Raw genomic sequence first — 13,530 nt, 5'->3', positions numbered from 1 at the left:
CCGTCTCTTATTCTTTGGGGATGTAACCCGTGATTTCCAGGCCATAGCCTGCCATGCTGGGCATGCGGCGGGGCTGGCCCATGAGGTGCATCTTGCTTACGCCCAACTCGCGCAGGATTTGCGCGCCCACGCCATAGGTGCGCAGGTCCATGCGGCCACGCTCCGGCGCCTGGGCCGAACGGGCCTTGCCTTCGAACTGGGTCAGCAACTGCTCGCCGGACTCGCTGCAGTTGAGCAGCACGGCCACGCCCTGGCCATTGCCGTTGATGTACTTGAGACTCTCGTCCAGGCACCAGGAATGCTGGTTGCGGCCGATCTCGAGCGCATCGAGCACCGACAGCGGCTCATGCACGCGCACGGGTACGGTGGTGTCGGGCTGCCACTCGCCCTTGACCAGTGCCAGATGCACCGAGCCGCTGGGCACGTCGCGGAAGGCATGGGCGATGAATTCGCCATGGGCCGTCTGCATGGGGCGGCTGCCCACTTTCTGCAGCAGCGATTCGTTGCGGCTGCGGTATTCGATGAGGTCGGCAATCGTGCCGATCTTGATGCCATGCTCGGCGCAGAACAGCTGCAGATCGGGCAGGCGGGCCATGGTGCCGTCGTCCTTCATGATCTCGCAGATCACGGCCGAGGGCGTGCAGCCTGCCAGCGCGGCCAGATCGCATCCGGCTTCGGTATGGCCGGCGCGCATGAGCACGCCGCCGTCCACGGCCTGCAGCGGGAAGATATGGCCGGGCTGCACCAGATCGCTGGGCTGGCTGTTCTTGTTCACGGCCACCTGGATGGTGCGCGCGCGGTCGGCGGCCGAGATGCCTGTGGTCACGCCTTCGGCGGCTTCGATGGAGATGGTGAAGGCCGTGCTGTACACGGTGCCGTTGCGTGCAGCCATGGGCGGCAGCTTGAGGAATTCGCAGCGCTCGCGCGTCAGCGTCAGGCAGATCAGGCCACGGCCGAAGCGGGCCATGAAGTTGATGGCTTCCGCTGTGACATGGTCGGATGCCAGAACCAGATCGCCTTCGTTCTCACGGTCTTCTTCGTCAACGAGAACGACCATGCGGCCGGCACGCATTTCCGCCACGATTTCTTCGACGGGCGAGATGGGCACAGGTTGGAGGGAGCTGTTCATGGAATGCCTTTTTGGACGTGAACTGGATGCGATGCACTGCAGTCGGCGGCTGGCGCATGACACGCACCAGTGAGGCATTGCCTACGCCGCCATGGGCGCAGGCAGGACTTCCAAAGAACGTGTGAGGCGGGAGGCCGCCTGGGCGGAGCCGCTTTCTGCAGGGCAGGGCCTTGCGGAAAGCGCTCATTCTATTGCAGAGCGGGCTTTGAGCGCGCGAGCCGACCCTGAAACCATGATGCAGTGCAAGAACCGGGCGCAGTTCCAATGCGTGGCGTTCAGCAAGAGCGGCCCCGGAGGATGCCTTCCCCCTTGGGGGAGGCGGCAAGGCGGCTCAGAGTGGCTTACAGATACTCATGATCCTTGAGCACCACATCGCTGTCGGGATAGGCACAGCAGGGCAGCACATAGCCTTCTGCCTGCTCTTCGGTCGTAACACCCGGCCACTCGATGTCGTAGTGCACGCTGCCCGATACCAGCTGTCCCATGCAGGTGCGGCAGGTGCCGTTGCGGCAGGAGCTGGGCCAGTTCACGCCGCCGCTCTCCAGCGAGTCCAGCAGGGACTGGTCGGTCCAGGCGTCGACCTGCAGGCCGCTGGGCTCGCACTTGGCAATGAAGAAGGGAGGGGCAAAAGCAGAGTCGTTGGACATGAGGCGCTGTGGTGATTCTTTGCAAAACCTGTTGTTGTAGCCGGTTTGCCAAGGCCGTGGGCCTGGTGCGGATTGCCTGTTTTTTCAGCGTTGGAAAATGAACCCTTTGGAATCAATGACTTGCCTGACTTATTCATGGGGCGGGTGCAGTTGTTCACAAGGATGTCCAGCGTAGGACGGGATAAGTGGCTGGTTGTCGGATAGGAGCTGATCAAAAAACGGGCAGTTTGAAAAACTACCGATAAATCAAGTGCTTGAGCCAGTACTGCAAAAGCTATTCAGGCTTGTCCACAGGCTTGTTGAGAAAAATTGGGGAAAAGCCCGTCGCTTGTGGATGGCCGATATTTGCTATTGAAAGAAGAGCTTTCAACGCTTGAAAGTAATGAAATTTAAATAGTTTTGATATTGGAAATAATTGAATGCTTGCGGTAATAGCTCCCAAGTCAATAGCATTCTCCTGACTTACCCGCAGGCAGTCGCAAACGCTACGTTGCGCTGCAGCATGGGCGCTTAAAGTGATTGCATCAATGCACAAGCAAGGAGCAAGACATCATGGCAATGGATTTTCAAGGTCGTGTGGCCATCGTGACGGGAGCGGGCGGCGGTCTGGGGCGTCTGCATGCGCTGGCCCTGGCCAGGCGCGGCGCCAAGGTGGTGGTCAACGATCTGGGCGGCGCGGTGGACGGCTCGGGCGGCTCGGCCACGGCGGCGCAGCAGGTGGTGGATGAAATCCGTGCAGCGGGCGGCGAGGCGATTGCCAACGCGGCCTCCGTGACCGACTTCGAAGCCGTGCAGGCCATGGTCAAGCAGGCCATCACGGCCTGGGGGCGCGTGGACATTCTGGTCAACAACGCCGGCATTCTGCGCGACAAGAGCTTTGCCAAGATGGATATGGCGGACTTCCGCCTGGTCGTCGACGTGCACCTGATGGGCGCGGCCAACTGCTGCAAGGCCGTCTGGCCCTATATGCAGGAGCAGAACTATGGCCGCATTGTGATGACGACCTCGTCCACCGGCCTCTATGGCAATTTCGGCCAGGCCAACTATGGCGCGGCCAAGCTGGCCCAGGTGGGTCTGATGCAGACGCTGGCCATCGAAGGCGCCAAACACAATATCCGGGTCAACGCGCTGGCCCCCACGGCGGCCACGCGCATGACGGCAGGCCTGCTGCCCGAGCCGGTGCTGGAAGCCTTGAAGCCGGAGGCCGTGGTGCCCGCCATGCTGGTGCTGGCGCACGAGAGCGCGCCCACGCGCACCATTGTCTGCGCCGGTGCCGGCGGTTTCGAGGCCGCGCACATCACCATGACCGAGGGCATTTATCTGGGCATGGGCGAGACCGTTCCCGAAGAGCTGGCCGCGCGTCTGGCTGAAGTCACGGCCAGCGAAGGCCAGCAGGTGCCGGCCAGCGGCGCCGTCCAGGGACAGGTGGAAGTGGGCAAGGCCATGAAAGCGCATGGACATTGATCAAGGCCAATGTCGCTGAAATTTTTGCCCTGTGCGAGCGGCAAGAGCGGCTGGCGATTGCGATTAGCACAGCTGAAAAAAGCCCTCTCGCGAGGGCTTTTTCTGTTTTGGAGTGAGCATGTGCTCATGTTTGGGTTGCTGTTAACCTGACAAATTTCTGGCAGAGGCCCTGGCTCTTGGCGGCTCAACAGGCCGAAAAACGTGGTTAAGCGGCCAGCCGCCATCGCGTTGCGTCTTGTTTCTCTATCATTCGCCGTCTGGGCGCGATTGGGCAGACGAAGTTTGTCGTCAGCGTCTTCACTAAGAAGGTAAGAACAATGAAGACATCGCAGGCCGCCGTGAATATGCCCACCGCCGAAAGGCTGCTGGGCATTCGTCGCGGTATCGAGAAAGAGGGACTGCGGGCACTGGCCACGGGCTCGCTGGCCCTGACGCCGCACCCGGCGGAACTGGGCTCGGCTCTCACGCACCCGCACATCACCACCGATTACAGCGAGTCCCAGCTGGAACTCATCACCGGCGCACGCCTGGGCGTCGAGGAATGCCTGGACGAGCTGACCGAAGTCCATCAGTTCGTGCTGCGCAACCTCAGCGAAAGCGGCGAGCTGATGTGGAATTCCAGCATGCCCTGCCGCTTGCCCATAGACGAGACGATTCCGCTGGGCCGCTATGGCAGCTCGCACTCGGGTCGTTCCAAGAGTGTGTACCGCATGGGTCTGGGCCACCGCTATGGCCGCCGCATGCAGACCATCTCGGGGATTCATTACAACTGGTCGCTGCCCGGAGTGAGCAGTGACCAGTACTTTGCGCTGATCCGCAACTTCCGCCGCAACGCCTTTGTGCTGCTGTATCTGTACGGCGCCTCTCCCGCGCTGTGTCCCTGCTTTGTGGAAGGGCGCGAGCATCGCCTGCAGCCGCTGGGCGACGGCCGGCATGCGTTGTATCTGCCTTATGCCACATCGCTGCGCATGGGACGCCTGGGCTATCAGAGCGACGCGCAGTCCAGCATCAATGTCAGCTACAACGGACTCGACGGCTATGCGGACTCGCTGCATGAGGCGCTGACCCGTCCTTACCCGGCCTACGAGCAACTGGGCGTGCGCAACCCCGGTGGCGACTACAACCAGCTGGGCACGGGCCTGCTGCAGATCGAGAACGAGTTCTACGGCACCATCCGCCCCAAGCGTACCGTCAAGAGCGGCGAGCGCCCGCTTCACGCGCTGCGCGAGCGCGGTGTGGAATACGTGGAAGTGCGGCTCATGGACATCGATCCCTATGAAACCGTGGGTATCGCCCCGGCCACCATGCGCATGATCGACGTCTTCCTGCTGCACTGCCTGCACAGCGACAGCCCCGATGACACGCCCCAGGAAATTGCCGACCTCAAGCACAACCAGCATCTGGCAGCCGAGCAGGGCCGCGAGCCGGGCCTGACGCTGGTGCGCAACGGCCAGCAGGTGCTGCTGACCGACTGGGCACAGGAAGTGCTGGAGCAGTGCCATCCCTATGCCCAGGCGCTGGATGCCGCGCATGGCACGGCCGACTATAGCGCCGCGCTGGAGCAGGCTCTGGCCCGCGTGCAGGACGCGCAGTCCACGCCCTCGGCCCATGTGCTGCAGGAGCTCACCGGCGCCTATGACAATCGTTTCATAGACTTCATGACCACACAGTCCGCCAAGGCGCGCGATGCCTTGCTGGCCATGCCCTGGACGGCCGAGCAGCAGGCGCGCTACGAGCGGATGAGCCAGGAGTCGGTGACCGCGCAGCAAGCCATCGAGGCTGCCGACACCATGACGTTCGAAGAGTGGCGCCAGCGCTATATGGATCCAGCCAGCCTGCTGTAATTCTTGGAATTTGATAGCTGGGAGCGCTTGCAATCTCTGGGTTGCAGGCGCTTTTTTATTGCATTCGGTGCTGCGGCTGTCACGTCACTGTCATCTGTGTTTCATATCGTAACGATCAGCGGAGCACTGCGCTCCGCGCTTGATCGGCGGTGTGCTCATGTTGTTGAAGAAATTCCAGAACCTTTCGGTGGCTCGCAAGATGTGGGCCTTGTTCCTGGGGCTGTTGCTGTGCAATGTGCTGGTGGCAGGCGGCTTGTTCAGCTATCTGCAGAATGTGGAGCAGCGGGTCAGCGCCGCTGTTCAGGCCACGGACAAGCGCATCAATCTTGCGCTGCGCTGGCAGGCGCTGACGCTGCAGAGCGTGGAGGCTGCGCTGGCCAGCGTGCTCTCTTCGGAAGAGCATCTGATTGCTCAGCTCTCGCAGAAAGCTCGCGGGCTGATGCAACAAGCCGGTGGTCTGCAGCAACAGGTGCAGGCCGATGCTCAGAGCGAAGTTGATCGCAGCGGCCTGGCCAGGGTGGAGCAGGAACGCAAGGCAGTGCTCGATATCTACGAGCAGGCCTATCAGGCGCGAGATCTGGGCAAGGCCTGGGAGGCGCAGAAGCTGGTGGACGAACAACTGATTCCCGCCTCCAAGCGCTATGTCCAGGCGCAGGACTCCTTTATCGAGGCTCAGCAGCAGCAGCGTCTGGACGCCGAGCAGCATGGGCGCGAGCAAACCGCCATTGCCAAGCGCATGGCCGTAGGCGTGGGCCTGTTCATGGGCCTGGTGGGGGCGTTGCTGTCGCTGACGACGATTCGCTCCATCACCACGCCCTTGAGCGAGGCGGTGCAGCTGGCGCAGACCATTGCGGCGGGCGATCTCAGCTATGCACCGCCGGCGACGGGGCGCGGCGACGAGCTGGGTCGGCTCATGCAGTCGCTGGCGCTGATGACTAGGCAGTTGCGCGGCCTGGTAGGCGAGGTGCAGGGTGGAGTGGAGGCCGTGGCTGCCGCATCCAGTCAGATGGCGCAGGACAATAGCGATCTCTCCGATCGCACAGCCCATGCTGCAGAGCAGCTCAAGGCCACGGTCAGCAGCATAGAAAACATGGTCACCCTGGTCACCCATTCGGCCGACAGTGCGCGCCATGCCGACCAGAGCGCGCGCAGCGCCGCCGAGGCTGCGGCCAGCGGAGGCAGCGTTGTGCAGGAAGTGGTTCGCAATATGGAGCACATGGCGCAAAGCAGCCAGCAGGTGGCGGCCATCGTGGGGGTGATTGACGGCATTGCCTTCCAGACCAATATCCTGGCGCTGAATGCCGCCGTGGAAGCAGCGCGGGCAGGCACTCAGGGCCGTGGCTTTGCCGTGGTGGCGGCCGAGGTGCGCGAGCTGGCACAGCGCAGTTCCGAAGCGGCCAAGCAGATCCGCCAGCTCATGGAGCATTCCACCAAGCAGATGAAGTCGGGACAGACACTGGCGCTGCAGGCCGGCCAGCGCATGGAGCATATCGTGCGCGATGTGCGCACGGTCAGCGGTCTGATCGCTTCGATCACCGAGGCGGCACAGGCCCAGAATCAGGGTATCGCCCAGATCAGCGAGGCGGTGCAGGCGCTGGACCACATGACCAGCCAGAACGCCGGCCTGGTGGCAGAGTCCAGCGCGGCAGCGCGCGAGCTATTCCATCAGGCGCAAAGGCTGGAGGCAGGGGCGGGGCGCTTCCGTATCGACTATCAAGCGCTGGAGAACGAGATCGCCGATATCGAGGTAGATTTCATGGAAAAAGAAGTCCATGTGCCTCGCCTGGCTGCGCTGGAAGCCGAAATGGCATGAGTCCCGAGTAGCGGGTTTCAGGTTGCGGTCAGGGCTTGGGCCGCATCCTCCAGCCAGAAAGCCAGCGCACCGTAGTAACCTTCCCAGACGCAACCGTTGCAGCCGCGCCCGCAGCAGCTAGCGGGCTCGGGCGGCGGCTGGCGCAGCTTCACCGCCGCTGCTGCGGCGCGCTGCTGCCATAGCGCAATCTGGCTGCGCGCCTGGGTCAGCGGCTGCAGCAGGGCTGTGTCGCTCATTTCTTGAAGCGAACCCAGAGAAACTGGGCGATGAAGGCCAGACCCAGAACCAGAGCAAACCAGCCCACGATATGGGACTGGGCAAACAGCTGGGCAATTCCGCTTTCAGGCTTGAACACCGGGGCCAGCAAGATGATGATGCCGATCAGTGCAATCGTCAGGCCCTTGATCAGAATTTCGTTGCGGGCTTTGGACTTTTGGGGGGCGGAGGGCAAGGGCATAAGCGAGCTGGCAGGTCAGAAAAGCAGAGGGAGATTATCCTTGCGCGCCTGAATTCACTGACATAAAAGGGTGTTTGCGCCCATGGCGTGCTCACACCCTGCAAAAAAGAAAGATCTCCGCTTATGGCCATCCAATGGTTTCCCGGTCACATGCATCTGACGCGTCAGGCCATCACGGAGCGCGTCAAGGAAATCGATGTGGTCATCGAGGTTCTGGATGCGCGCTTGCCCGGCTCCAGCGCCAACCCTTTGCTGCAGGAGATGACGGGCCACAAGCCGCGCCTGAAGATACTCAACAAGCAGGATATGGCCGATCCGGTCCAGACCAAGGCCTGGATGGACTGGTACAACGCCCAGAGCGAGACGCGCGCCATTGCGCTGGACGCCTCGGAACCTGCTCCCACCAAGCGTCTGATCGAGCAGTGCAAGCTGCTGGCGCCCTCGCGCGGCGGTCTGGCCAAGCCCATGCGCGTGCTGATCTGCGGCGTGCCCAATGTGGGCAAGTCCACGCTGATCAACTCCATGAGCGGCAAGACCCAGGCCAAGACCGGTAATGAGGCCGGCGTGACCAAGCTGGAGCAGCGCATCGTGCTGGCCGACGACTTCTACCTCTGGGACACGCCCGGCATGCTGTGGCCGCGCATCATCGTGGAGAAAAGCGGCTACAACCTGGCGGCCAGCGGCGCCGTGGGGCGCAATGCCTACGACGAAGACCTGGTGGCGCTGGAGCTGCTTTTGTATCTGCAAAAGCACTACGCTTCCATGCTGGAGGCGCGCTACAAGCTGGGCATTTCGGCCGAAGAAATTGCGGCGTTGCACGATGACGAGTTGCTGACGATGATCGGCAAAAAGCGTGGAGCCGTGATGAGCGGCGGCCGCGTGAATCTGCAAAAGGCGGCCGAGCTGGTGCTGACCGACTTCCGTGATGTGAGCATTGGCCGCATCACGCTGGAGACTCCGGCCGAATTCGAGGTCTGGCTTGCCGAGGGCCAGCAAAAAGATGCGGAGCGCCAGGCCAGGAAAGATGCACAGACCAAGGCACGCCGAAGCGCGCGGCGCCAGCAGCAGCGTTAGGCTGCAGGCGACAAGCCCGATGCAGCCGGAGCGGTATGCGCTCAAGCCGGGCAGGCCGCGCGTCTGGGCTTTCAAGACCTGGCTCGCAGGACGATTGAACTAATTGGCAACTGCCCCTAGCATTCATCATTCAGTCTGAATGCCAAAGGGCTTGCATGCAGCGTCACTTCGTCGAGGCCAGATACCGGTTGCCCATGCGCCGCATGGTGTGGCTGGGCTGTCTCTGGATGTGGGTCCTGGGCGCTGCGATGAGTCTGGTCTGGTTGCTGACGCCGGCGATGGACGACATGGATCTGGCGCTGTCCGGTGGCGTCATGCTGCTGTCGCTGCTGTGCATGGGCCTGGCCAAGGCCAGGCAGTGGGTCTGGGCCGTGTCCTGCTTTGTCTGGGGCAACTGGCTGTTGAGCTTGCTCTGGGTTTGGCACATGGGAGGGCTCTATGGGCCGGCCGTGATGGCATTTCCTGCCTGGCTGGCTGTTGCGCTCTGGGTGCAGGGCACGCGTGCGGCCCTGACGATGCTGGGGCTGTCCTCCATCGCCGTTGCCGCTCTATGGTGGCTGGCTCCGCATATCGGCACGCCATTTGCGGCTCTATCGGCAGCCGAGCATCTGCTGGCGATGATTCATTTGCTGGGCATGATGATGCTGGTGCTCATCATTTGCTTGCAGGCAAGAGCCAGCTTGGGGCGGCGCGTGCAGAAAAGCCAGGAGATGCTGGCCGCACTGGAGGCCAGCCAGAACGAGTTGCGCAAGTTCTATCGGGCGGTCGAGCAGAACCCCGAGAGCATCGTCATCACCGATCCCGAGCTGAAGGTCATCTATGTCAACGAGGCCTTTCTGCTGCGCTCGGGCTATGTGCGTGAGCAGGTGCTCGGCCAGTCTACAGAGCTGGTATCCACCATGGGCATGGATCGCAGTCACCGCCAGCGCGCGCTCAAGCAACTGGCCAAGGGCACGCTATGGCGTGGCGAGATGACCAATCGCACGAGCAAGGGGGAGGCCTTGCGTGAGTCGGTGCTGGTGACGCCGATTCGCACGCCTCAGGGAGAGGTCGTCAATTATGTGGAGCTCAAGCGCGATCTCTCCGAGCGTGTTCTGGCCGAGCGCCGTATCCACGATCTGGTCTACCTGGACTCGCTCACAGGGCTGCCCAACCGCCATTCGCTGACCTTGCATCTGCGCGAACTGGCCCTGGTTCGGCAGGATGCCAGCCATGGATTGCTGCTGCTGGATGTAGATCGCTTTTCCGTCTTCAACGATGTGCATGGCATGCAGCACAGCGACGAGCTGGTGCAGGCCATGGGGGCCAGACTGGTCGAGGTGCTGCCTGACGATGCCTGGATTGCGCGTATCGCGGCTGCGGAGTTTGCTATCGTCTTTGATAGCCTGCACAAGCATGCCCAGGGCGTGGAGGAGCAGCTGCAGCAGTACGCGCAGACCTTGAAGAAGGCCTTGCAAAAGCCGTTTTCCCTCAACAGCTGGGTGGAAACCGAGTTTGTCAGCTGTTGCATCGGTGGCGCGGTGCTGGAGCCGGCCATCAAAGGCGGCAACAGCCATGATGTGCTGCGCTTTGCCAGCGTGGCCTTGCATGAGGCCAAGCTGGGCGGTCCGGGCAGCGTGGTGCTGTTCGAGCCGCGCATGGCCCAGGATGTGTATCGGCGCGTGCGCATTGCCAGGGATCTGTACCACGGCATCTCCCAGGGCGAGCTGCGCCTGTATCTGCAGAGCCAGACCGATGCGCGCGGTCGTTGCGTGGGCGCCGAGGCGCTGGTGCGCTGGCAGCATCCCGAATGGGGGCTGGTCAGTCCGGGAGAGTTCATTCCGGTGGCCGAGGAGTCCGAGCTCATCGTGCGTCTGGGCGATTGGGTGCTGCGCCAGGCCTGCATGCTGCTGGCCAGGCCGGCCATGGCAGAGCGTGGACTGCGTCTGTCGGTCAACGTCAGCGCCCAGCAATTTGCGCATGACGACTTCATGGCCACGCTGGACAAGGTCTTGAGGGAAACCGGTGCCAATTCTCGCCAGCTGACACTGGAGATCACCGAAGGCACCTTGCTGCGGGATCTGGATCAGGCACGCCGGCGCATGCTGGCACTGCGCGGCCTGGGCATAGAGATTTCTCTCGATGACTTCGGGACCGGCTATTCCAGTATGTACAGCCTGCAGCACCTGCCTATTCAGGAGCTCAAGATCGACAGAAGCTTTGTCAGCGGCAGCCATCGTTCCGAAAAAGACGCGGCTCTGGTGGAAGCCATGTTGCTGGTGGCGCGCCGCTTGCAGCTGCGCGTGGTGGCCGAAGGCGTGGAACTGTCCGAGCAGGCGCTGCAGTTGACGCAGTGGAACCCGGACATCGTGCTGCAGGGCATGCTGCTCGGCATGCCCATGCCGCAGTCGCGTTGGCTGGTCGAAGTGTTGGGCGAGCCCGATGCCGCTGCCAAGATATGAAAAAAGCCCACAACCATTGCTGGTTGAGGGCTATCAACTATGAATAGCGTAGTTCTTGGCTGTTGTCAGGCGGCCGGCTGCTCAAAATAGCGACGTGCCAGCAGATCCCAGAACCTGGAGCCGCGGCCGATGTTGTCATCGTTGAAGTCGTAGGCCGGATTGTGCAGGCTCACGCCGGGCTGGTCGCCCTTGGCATTGCCAATCCAGCCATAGGCACCGGGGACGGCCTCCAGCATGAAGCCGAAGTCTTCAGAGGTCATGGCGGGCAGCACATCGTCAAAGGCGTTGTCGTCACCGACCACTTCACGCATCACGGCGGCCATGAACTTGGCTTCGCGGGCGTGGTTGGTGGTGTTGGGGTAGGCGCCGGGGCGCAGCGTGAATTCGGCCGTGCACAGATGGGCGGCTGCCACATGGCTGCTGATGCGTTTGAGGCCTTCGACAAACATCTCGCGCGTTTCCTTCTTCAGGGTGCGCACGGTGCCGGCGATGATGGCGTCATCGGGAATGATGTTTTCCACGGTGCCGCTGGTGATCTTGCCCACGGTGAGCACTGCCGAGTCCAGCGGGTCGGTGCTGCGCGAGACCAGGGTCTGCAATTGGCTGACGATGGCACAGGCCACGGGAATCGGGTCCAGCGTGGTGTGGGGCATGGCCGCATGGCCGCCCTTGCCGTGGACCCGGATCTGAAAGCGCAGGGTGGAGGCCATGATGGGGCCCACACGCACAGCCATCTGGCCGGCTGGCAGCGAGGGCCAGTTGTGCAGCGCAAACACGGCTTCGCAGGGGAATTTCTCGAACAGGCCGTCATCCATCATGGCCTTGGCGCCTGCACCGCCTTCTTCGCCGGGCTGGAAGATCAGGTGCACCGTGCCGTCAAAGTCGGGCTGCTGTGCCAGCGTGGTGGCGGCTCCCAGCAGCATGGTGGTGTGACCGTCGTGGCCGCAGGCATGCATGCGGCCCTTGTTCTGGCTGATGTGCTCGAAGGTGTTGATTTCCGTGACGGGCAGGGCGTCCATGTCGGCGCGGATGCCGATGCTGCGACCGGGGTTGTCCTTGCTGCGGCCCTTGCCGTAGATGCTGGCGACGACGCCAGTCTGGCCCAGGCCGCGATGCACGGTCAGGCCCAGGGCCGTGAGGTATGCGGCGACCTTGTCGCCGGTGCGGTGCTCTTCGTACTTGAGCTCAGGATTGGCGTGCAGGTCGCGGCGAAAACTGAGCAGCGTACCGAGGTGAGGAGTGATATCGGGTGTAGATCGCATACAGGGGCCGCGGAGCACCCAGCGCTGAAACTGTCGTGGCAGGCAAGCGTTGCGGGCCTGCCGGTGACCGCAGCATTTCAATAGCAAGACCCCCATCATAGGCGTACGCGAGGAGTGGGGGCTTAGGTAGATACCGAAATCAGGGATTTCAGCGTTTGTGCTAACCGAGAAAAAAGCAAGCGGTGACTTACCAGGCGTGAGTCCTCTTGCGGGCAGCCGGATGAGCCCTGCCGGCCCTGTCTGGTGGGGCGAAACACCCGACGATGCAGTCAGTCGTGAACCCGCAATGCCCCGTGCGTCGCCTCGTTCCGGCGCAAACGGCGAAAATACCGGGCTATGACCGCACAGAACGCCAAAATTTCCCTGTTCCAGCAGTTGCTGGTGCGCCCCGATCGCAACGATCCCAACCCCCTCATCCTCTACCATGGCCGTCGCTGCCCCGACGGCTTTGGCGCGGCGCTGGCGGCCTGGCTGTTCTATGAAGGTCAGGCCGAGTTTCGCGGTCTGGATCACGGCGAGATTCAGACGGCCGACGACCTGGGCGAGCTGGCCGGTCGCGCCGTCTATGTGCTGGACTTTGCCTTCGAGCCCACGCTGATGGCCGAGATCGAGTCGCGCGTGGCCAAGCTCGTGGTGCTGGATCATCACAAGAGTGCGGCCGAGAAACTCAGTGGCTACCAGTGCCAATGCGGCGTGGTGCATTTCGATATGAGCAAGTCCGGCGCGCGTCTGGCCTGGGAGTTTTTCCAGGCCGATAAGCCCGTGCCTGGTCTGATTCGCTACATCGAGGACCGTGATATCTGGAAATGGGAATTCCCCGAAAGCGCGGCGTTTCTCGCGGCTCTGGACATGGAACCCGTGCGCAGCTTCGAGCGCTGGGCTGAGATTGCGGCCTTCACGCCCGAGCAGGAAATCGTCTACATGGCCCGTGGCGGCGCCATGGACGAGAAATTCCAGAAGCTTTGTGCCGATATTGCCGACGGTGCCCAGGTGCTGGTTTTCAACGGCAGGCAGGGCCTGATGGTCAACTGCCCGGGCATGTTCCACAGCCAGGTGGGTGATCTGCTGGCGCGCCAGAGTGGCAGCTTTGCCCTGATGTGGCATGCCAATCACAAGGGCACCAAGGTGGGCCTGCGCTCGCGCTCGGAGTTCAACTGCATTCCTCTGGCGGAGAGCTTTGGCGGCGGCGGCCATGCCCAGGCCTGTGGCTTCAAGATGGGCAACGAGCGCTTGGTGGAGTTGCTGCAGGGGGAGCTCAAGGCCGAACCCGAAGCGCAATACGAGTTTGCGGCCGCACCAGGCCTGCAGTTCGACGAAGAGGGCAAGTGGATTCGCGCAACGCCAAAGTCTGCGTAGTTGCAGAAAATCATAGCTGCCAACGCTTGAGATACAAGCGCTG

Annotated in this window: 11 protein-coding genes; 6 read left to right on the top strand and 5 right to left on the bottom strand. The window is 62.4% G+C overall.

Annotation, left to right across the window (positions count from 1 at the left end; all coding sequences use genetic code 11):
- Nucleotides 1–7: 7 nt before the first annotated feature.
- A complete protein-coding gene (gene ribBA, locus CTR2_RS19435) occupies nucleotides 8–1,129 on the bottom strand; it encodes a bifunctional 3,4-dihydroxy-2-butanone-4-phosphate synthase/GTP cyclohydrolase II (protein WP_003077673.1) in 1,122 nt (373 codons plus the stop codon).
- Between the two features lie 341 nt (nucleotides 1,130–1,470).
- Complete coding sequence (locus tag CTR2_RS19430) at nucleotides 1,471–1,776, bottom strand: 2Fe-2S iron-sulfur cluster-binding protein (RefSeq protein ID WP_087081768.1); 306 nt, start codon at nucleotides 1,774–1,776, stop codon at nucleotides 1,471–1,473.
- A gap of 552 nt (nucleotides 1,777–2,328) precedes the next feature.
- Here CTR2_RS19430 and CTR2_RS19425 point away from each other — a divergent pair.
- The 3 genes from CTR2_RS19425 to CTR2_RS19415 all read left to right on the top strand — a co-directional run bounded on the left by CTR2_RS19425 (nucleotide 2,329) and on the right by CTR2_RS19415 (nucleotide 6,897).
- Nucleotides 2,329–3,240 (top strand): SDR family NAD(P)-dependent oxidoreductase, encoded by a 912-nt coding sequence (locus CTR2_RS19425; RefSeq protein ID WP_034376464.1) that lies wholly within the window; start codon nucleotides 2,329–2,331, stop codon nucleotides 3,238–3,240.
- A gap of 317 nt (nucleotides 3,241–3,557) precedes the next feature.
- A complete protein-coding gene (gshA, locus tag CTR2_RS19420; RefSeq protein WP_087081770.1) occupies nucleotides 3,558–5,084 on the top strand; it encodes a glutamate--cysteine ligase in 1,527 nt (508 codons plus the stop codon).
- 157 nt (nucleotides 5,085–5,241) lie between these two features.
- Nucleotides 5,242–6,897, top strand: a complete 1,656-nt coding sequence (locus CTR2_RS19415) for a methyl-accepting chemotaxis protein (protein WP_238707764.1) — start codon at nucleotides 5,242–5,244, stop codon at nucleotides 6,895–6,897.
- A gap of 17 nt (nucleotides 6,898–6,914) precedes the next feature.
- Here CTR2_RS19415 and CTR2_RS19410 read toward each other — a convergent pair whose 3' ends face one another.
- Nucleotides 6,915–7,133, bottom strand: coding sequence for an oxidoreductase-like domain-containing protein (locus tag CTR2_RS19410; RefSeq protein ID WP_087081774.1), 219 nt, complete (start codon nucleotides 7,131–7,133; stop codon nucleotides 6,915–6,917).
- Nucleotides 7,130–7,354: a hypothetical protein gene (locus CTR2_RS19405; protein WP_003063898.1), complete on the bottom strand. Its 225-nt coding sequence runs from the start codon at nucleotides 7,352–7,354 to the stop codon at nucleotides 7,130–7,132. Before CTR2_RS19405 ends, CTR2_RS19410 begins: the two co-directional genes overlap by 4 nt.
- Before the next feature lie 123 nt (nucleotides 7,355–7,477).
- Here CTR2_RS19405 and ylqF point away from each other — a divergent pair, with 123 nt between their 5' ends.
- Both ylqF and CTR2_RS19395 read left to right on the top strand, forming a co-directional pair.
- Nucleotides 7,478–8,428: a ribosome biogenesis GTPase YlqF gene (gene ylqF, locus CTR2_RS19400; RefSeq protein ID WP_087081776.1), complete on the top strand. Its 951-nt coding sequence runs from the start codon at nucleotides 7,478–7,480 to the stop codon at nucleotides 8,426–8,428.
- 155 nt (nucleotides 8,429–8,583) lie between these two features.
- On the top strand, nucleotides 8,584–10,869 hold the full coding sequence (locus CTR2_RS19395; protein ID WP_087081778.1) for a putative bifunctional diguanylate cyclase/phosphodiesterase: 2,286 nt from the start codon (nucleotides 8,584–8,586) through the stop codon (nucleotides 10,867–10,869).
- 65 nt (nucleotides 10,870–10,934) lie between these two features.
- Here CTR2_RS19395 and CTR2_RS19390 read toward each other — a convergent pair whose 3' ends face one another.
- Entirely contained in the window at nucleotides 10,935–12,131 is a 1,197-nt protein-coding gene (locus tag CTR2_RS19390) for a M20 aminoacylase family protein (protein ID WP_087081780.1), read from the bottom strand.
- A gap of 336 nt (nucleotides 12,132–12,467) precedes the next feature.
- On the opposite strand from CTR2_RS19390, the gene CTR2_RS19385 reads away from it, so the two are divergent.
- Nucleotides 12,468–13,487: a DHH family phosphoesterase gene (locus CTR2_RS19385; protein ID WP_087081782.1), complete on the top strand. Its 1,020-nt coding sequence runs from the start codon at nucleotides 12,468–12,470 to the stop codon at nucleotides 13,485–13,487.
- Nucleotides 13,488–13,530 lie beyond the last annotated feature (43 nt).

The organism is Comamonas thiooxydans (assembly GCF_002157685.2).
Classification (GTDB): Bacteria; Pseudomonadota; Gammaproteobacteria; order Burkholderiales; family Burkholderiaceae_C; genus Comamonas; species Comamonas testosteroni_H.
The sequence above is the reverse complement of the archived record's forward strand: the minus strand, read 5'-3'. Positions and strand labels throughout refer to the sequence as shown.

What these genes read in the sequence shown, in the direction of transcription:
- CTR2_RS19385 (WP_087081782.1), top strand. Translation starts at nt 12,468, where the DNA reads ATGACCGCACAGAACGCCAAAATTTCCCTGTTCCAGCAGTTGCTGGTG.
- CTR2_RS19405 (WP_003063898.1), bottom strand. Translation starts at nt 7,354, where the DNA reads ATGCCCTTGCCCTCCGCCCCCCAAAAGTCCAAAGCCCGCAACGAAATT.
- CTR2_RS19395 (WP_087081778.1), top strand. Translation starts at nt 8,584, where the DNA reads ATGCAGCGTCACTTCGTCGAGGCCAGATACCGGTTGCCCATGCGCCGC.
- gshA (WP_087081770.1), top strand. Translation starts at nt 3,558, where the DNA reads ATGAAGACATCGCAGGCCGCCGTGAATATGCCCACCGCCGAAAGGCTG.
- CTR2_RS19415 (WP_238707764.1), top strand. Translation starts at nt 5,242, where the DNA reads ATGTTGTTGAAGAAATTCCAGAACCTTTCGGTGGCTCGCAAGATGTGG.
- CTR2_RS19410 (WP_087081774.1), bottom strand. Translation starts at nt 7,133, where the DNA reads ATGAGCGACACAGCCCTGCTGCAGCCGCTGACCCAGGCGCGCAGCCAG.
- CTR2_RS19425 (WP_034376464.1), top strand. Translation starts at nt 2,329, where the DNA reads ATGGCAATGGATTTTCAAGGTCGTGTGGCCATCGTGACGGGAGCGGGC.
- ribBA (WP_003077673.1), bottom strand. Translation starts at nt 1,129, where the DNA reads ATGAACAGCTCCCTCCAACCTGTGCCCATCTCGCCCGTCGAAGAAATC.
- CTR2_RS19390 (WP_087081780.1), bottom strand. Translation starts at nt 12,131, where the DNA reads ATGCGATCTACACCCGATATCACTCCTCACCTCGGTACGCTGCTCAGT.
- ylqF (WP_087081776.1), top strand. Translation starts at nt 7,478, where the DNA reads ATGGCCATCCAATGGTTTCCCGGTCACATGCATCTGACGCGTCAGGCC.
- CTR2_RS19430 (WP_087081768.1), bottom strand. Translation starts at nt 1,776, where the DNA reads ATGTCCAACGACTCTGCTTTTGCCCCTCCCTTCTTCATTGCCAAGTGC.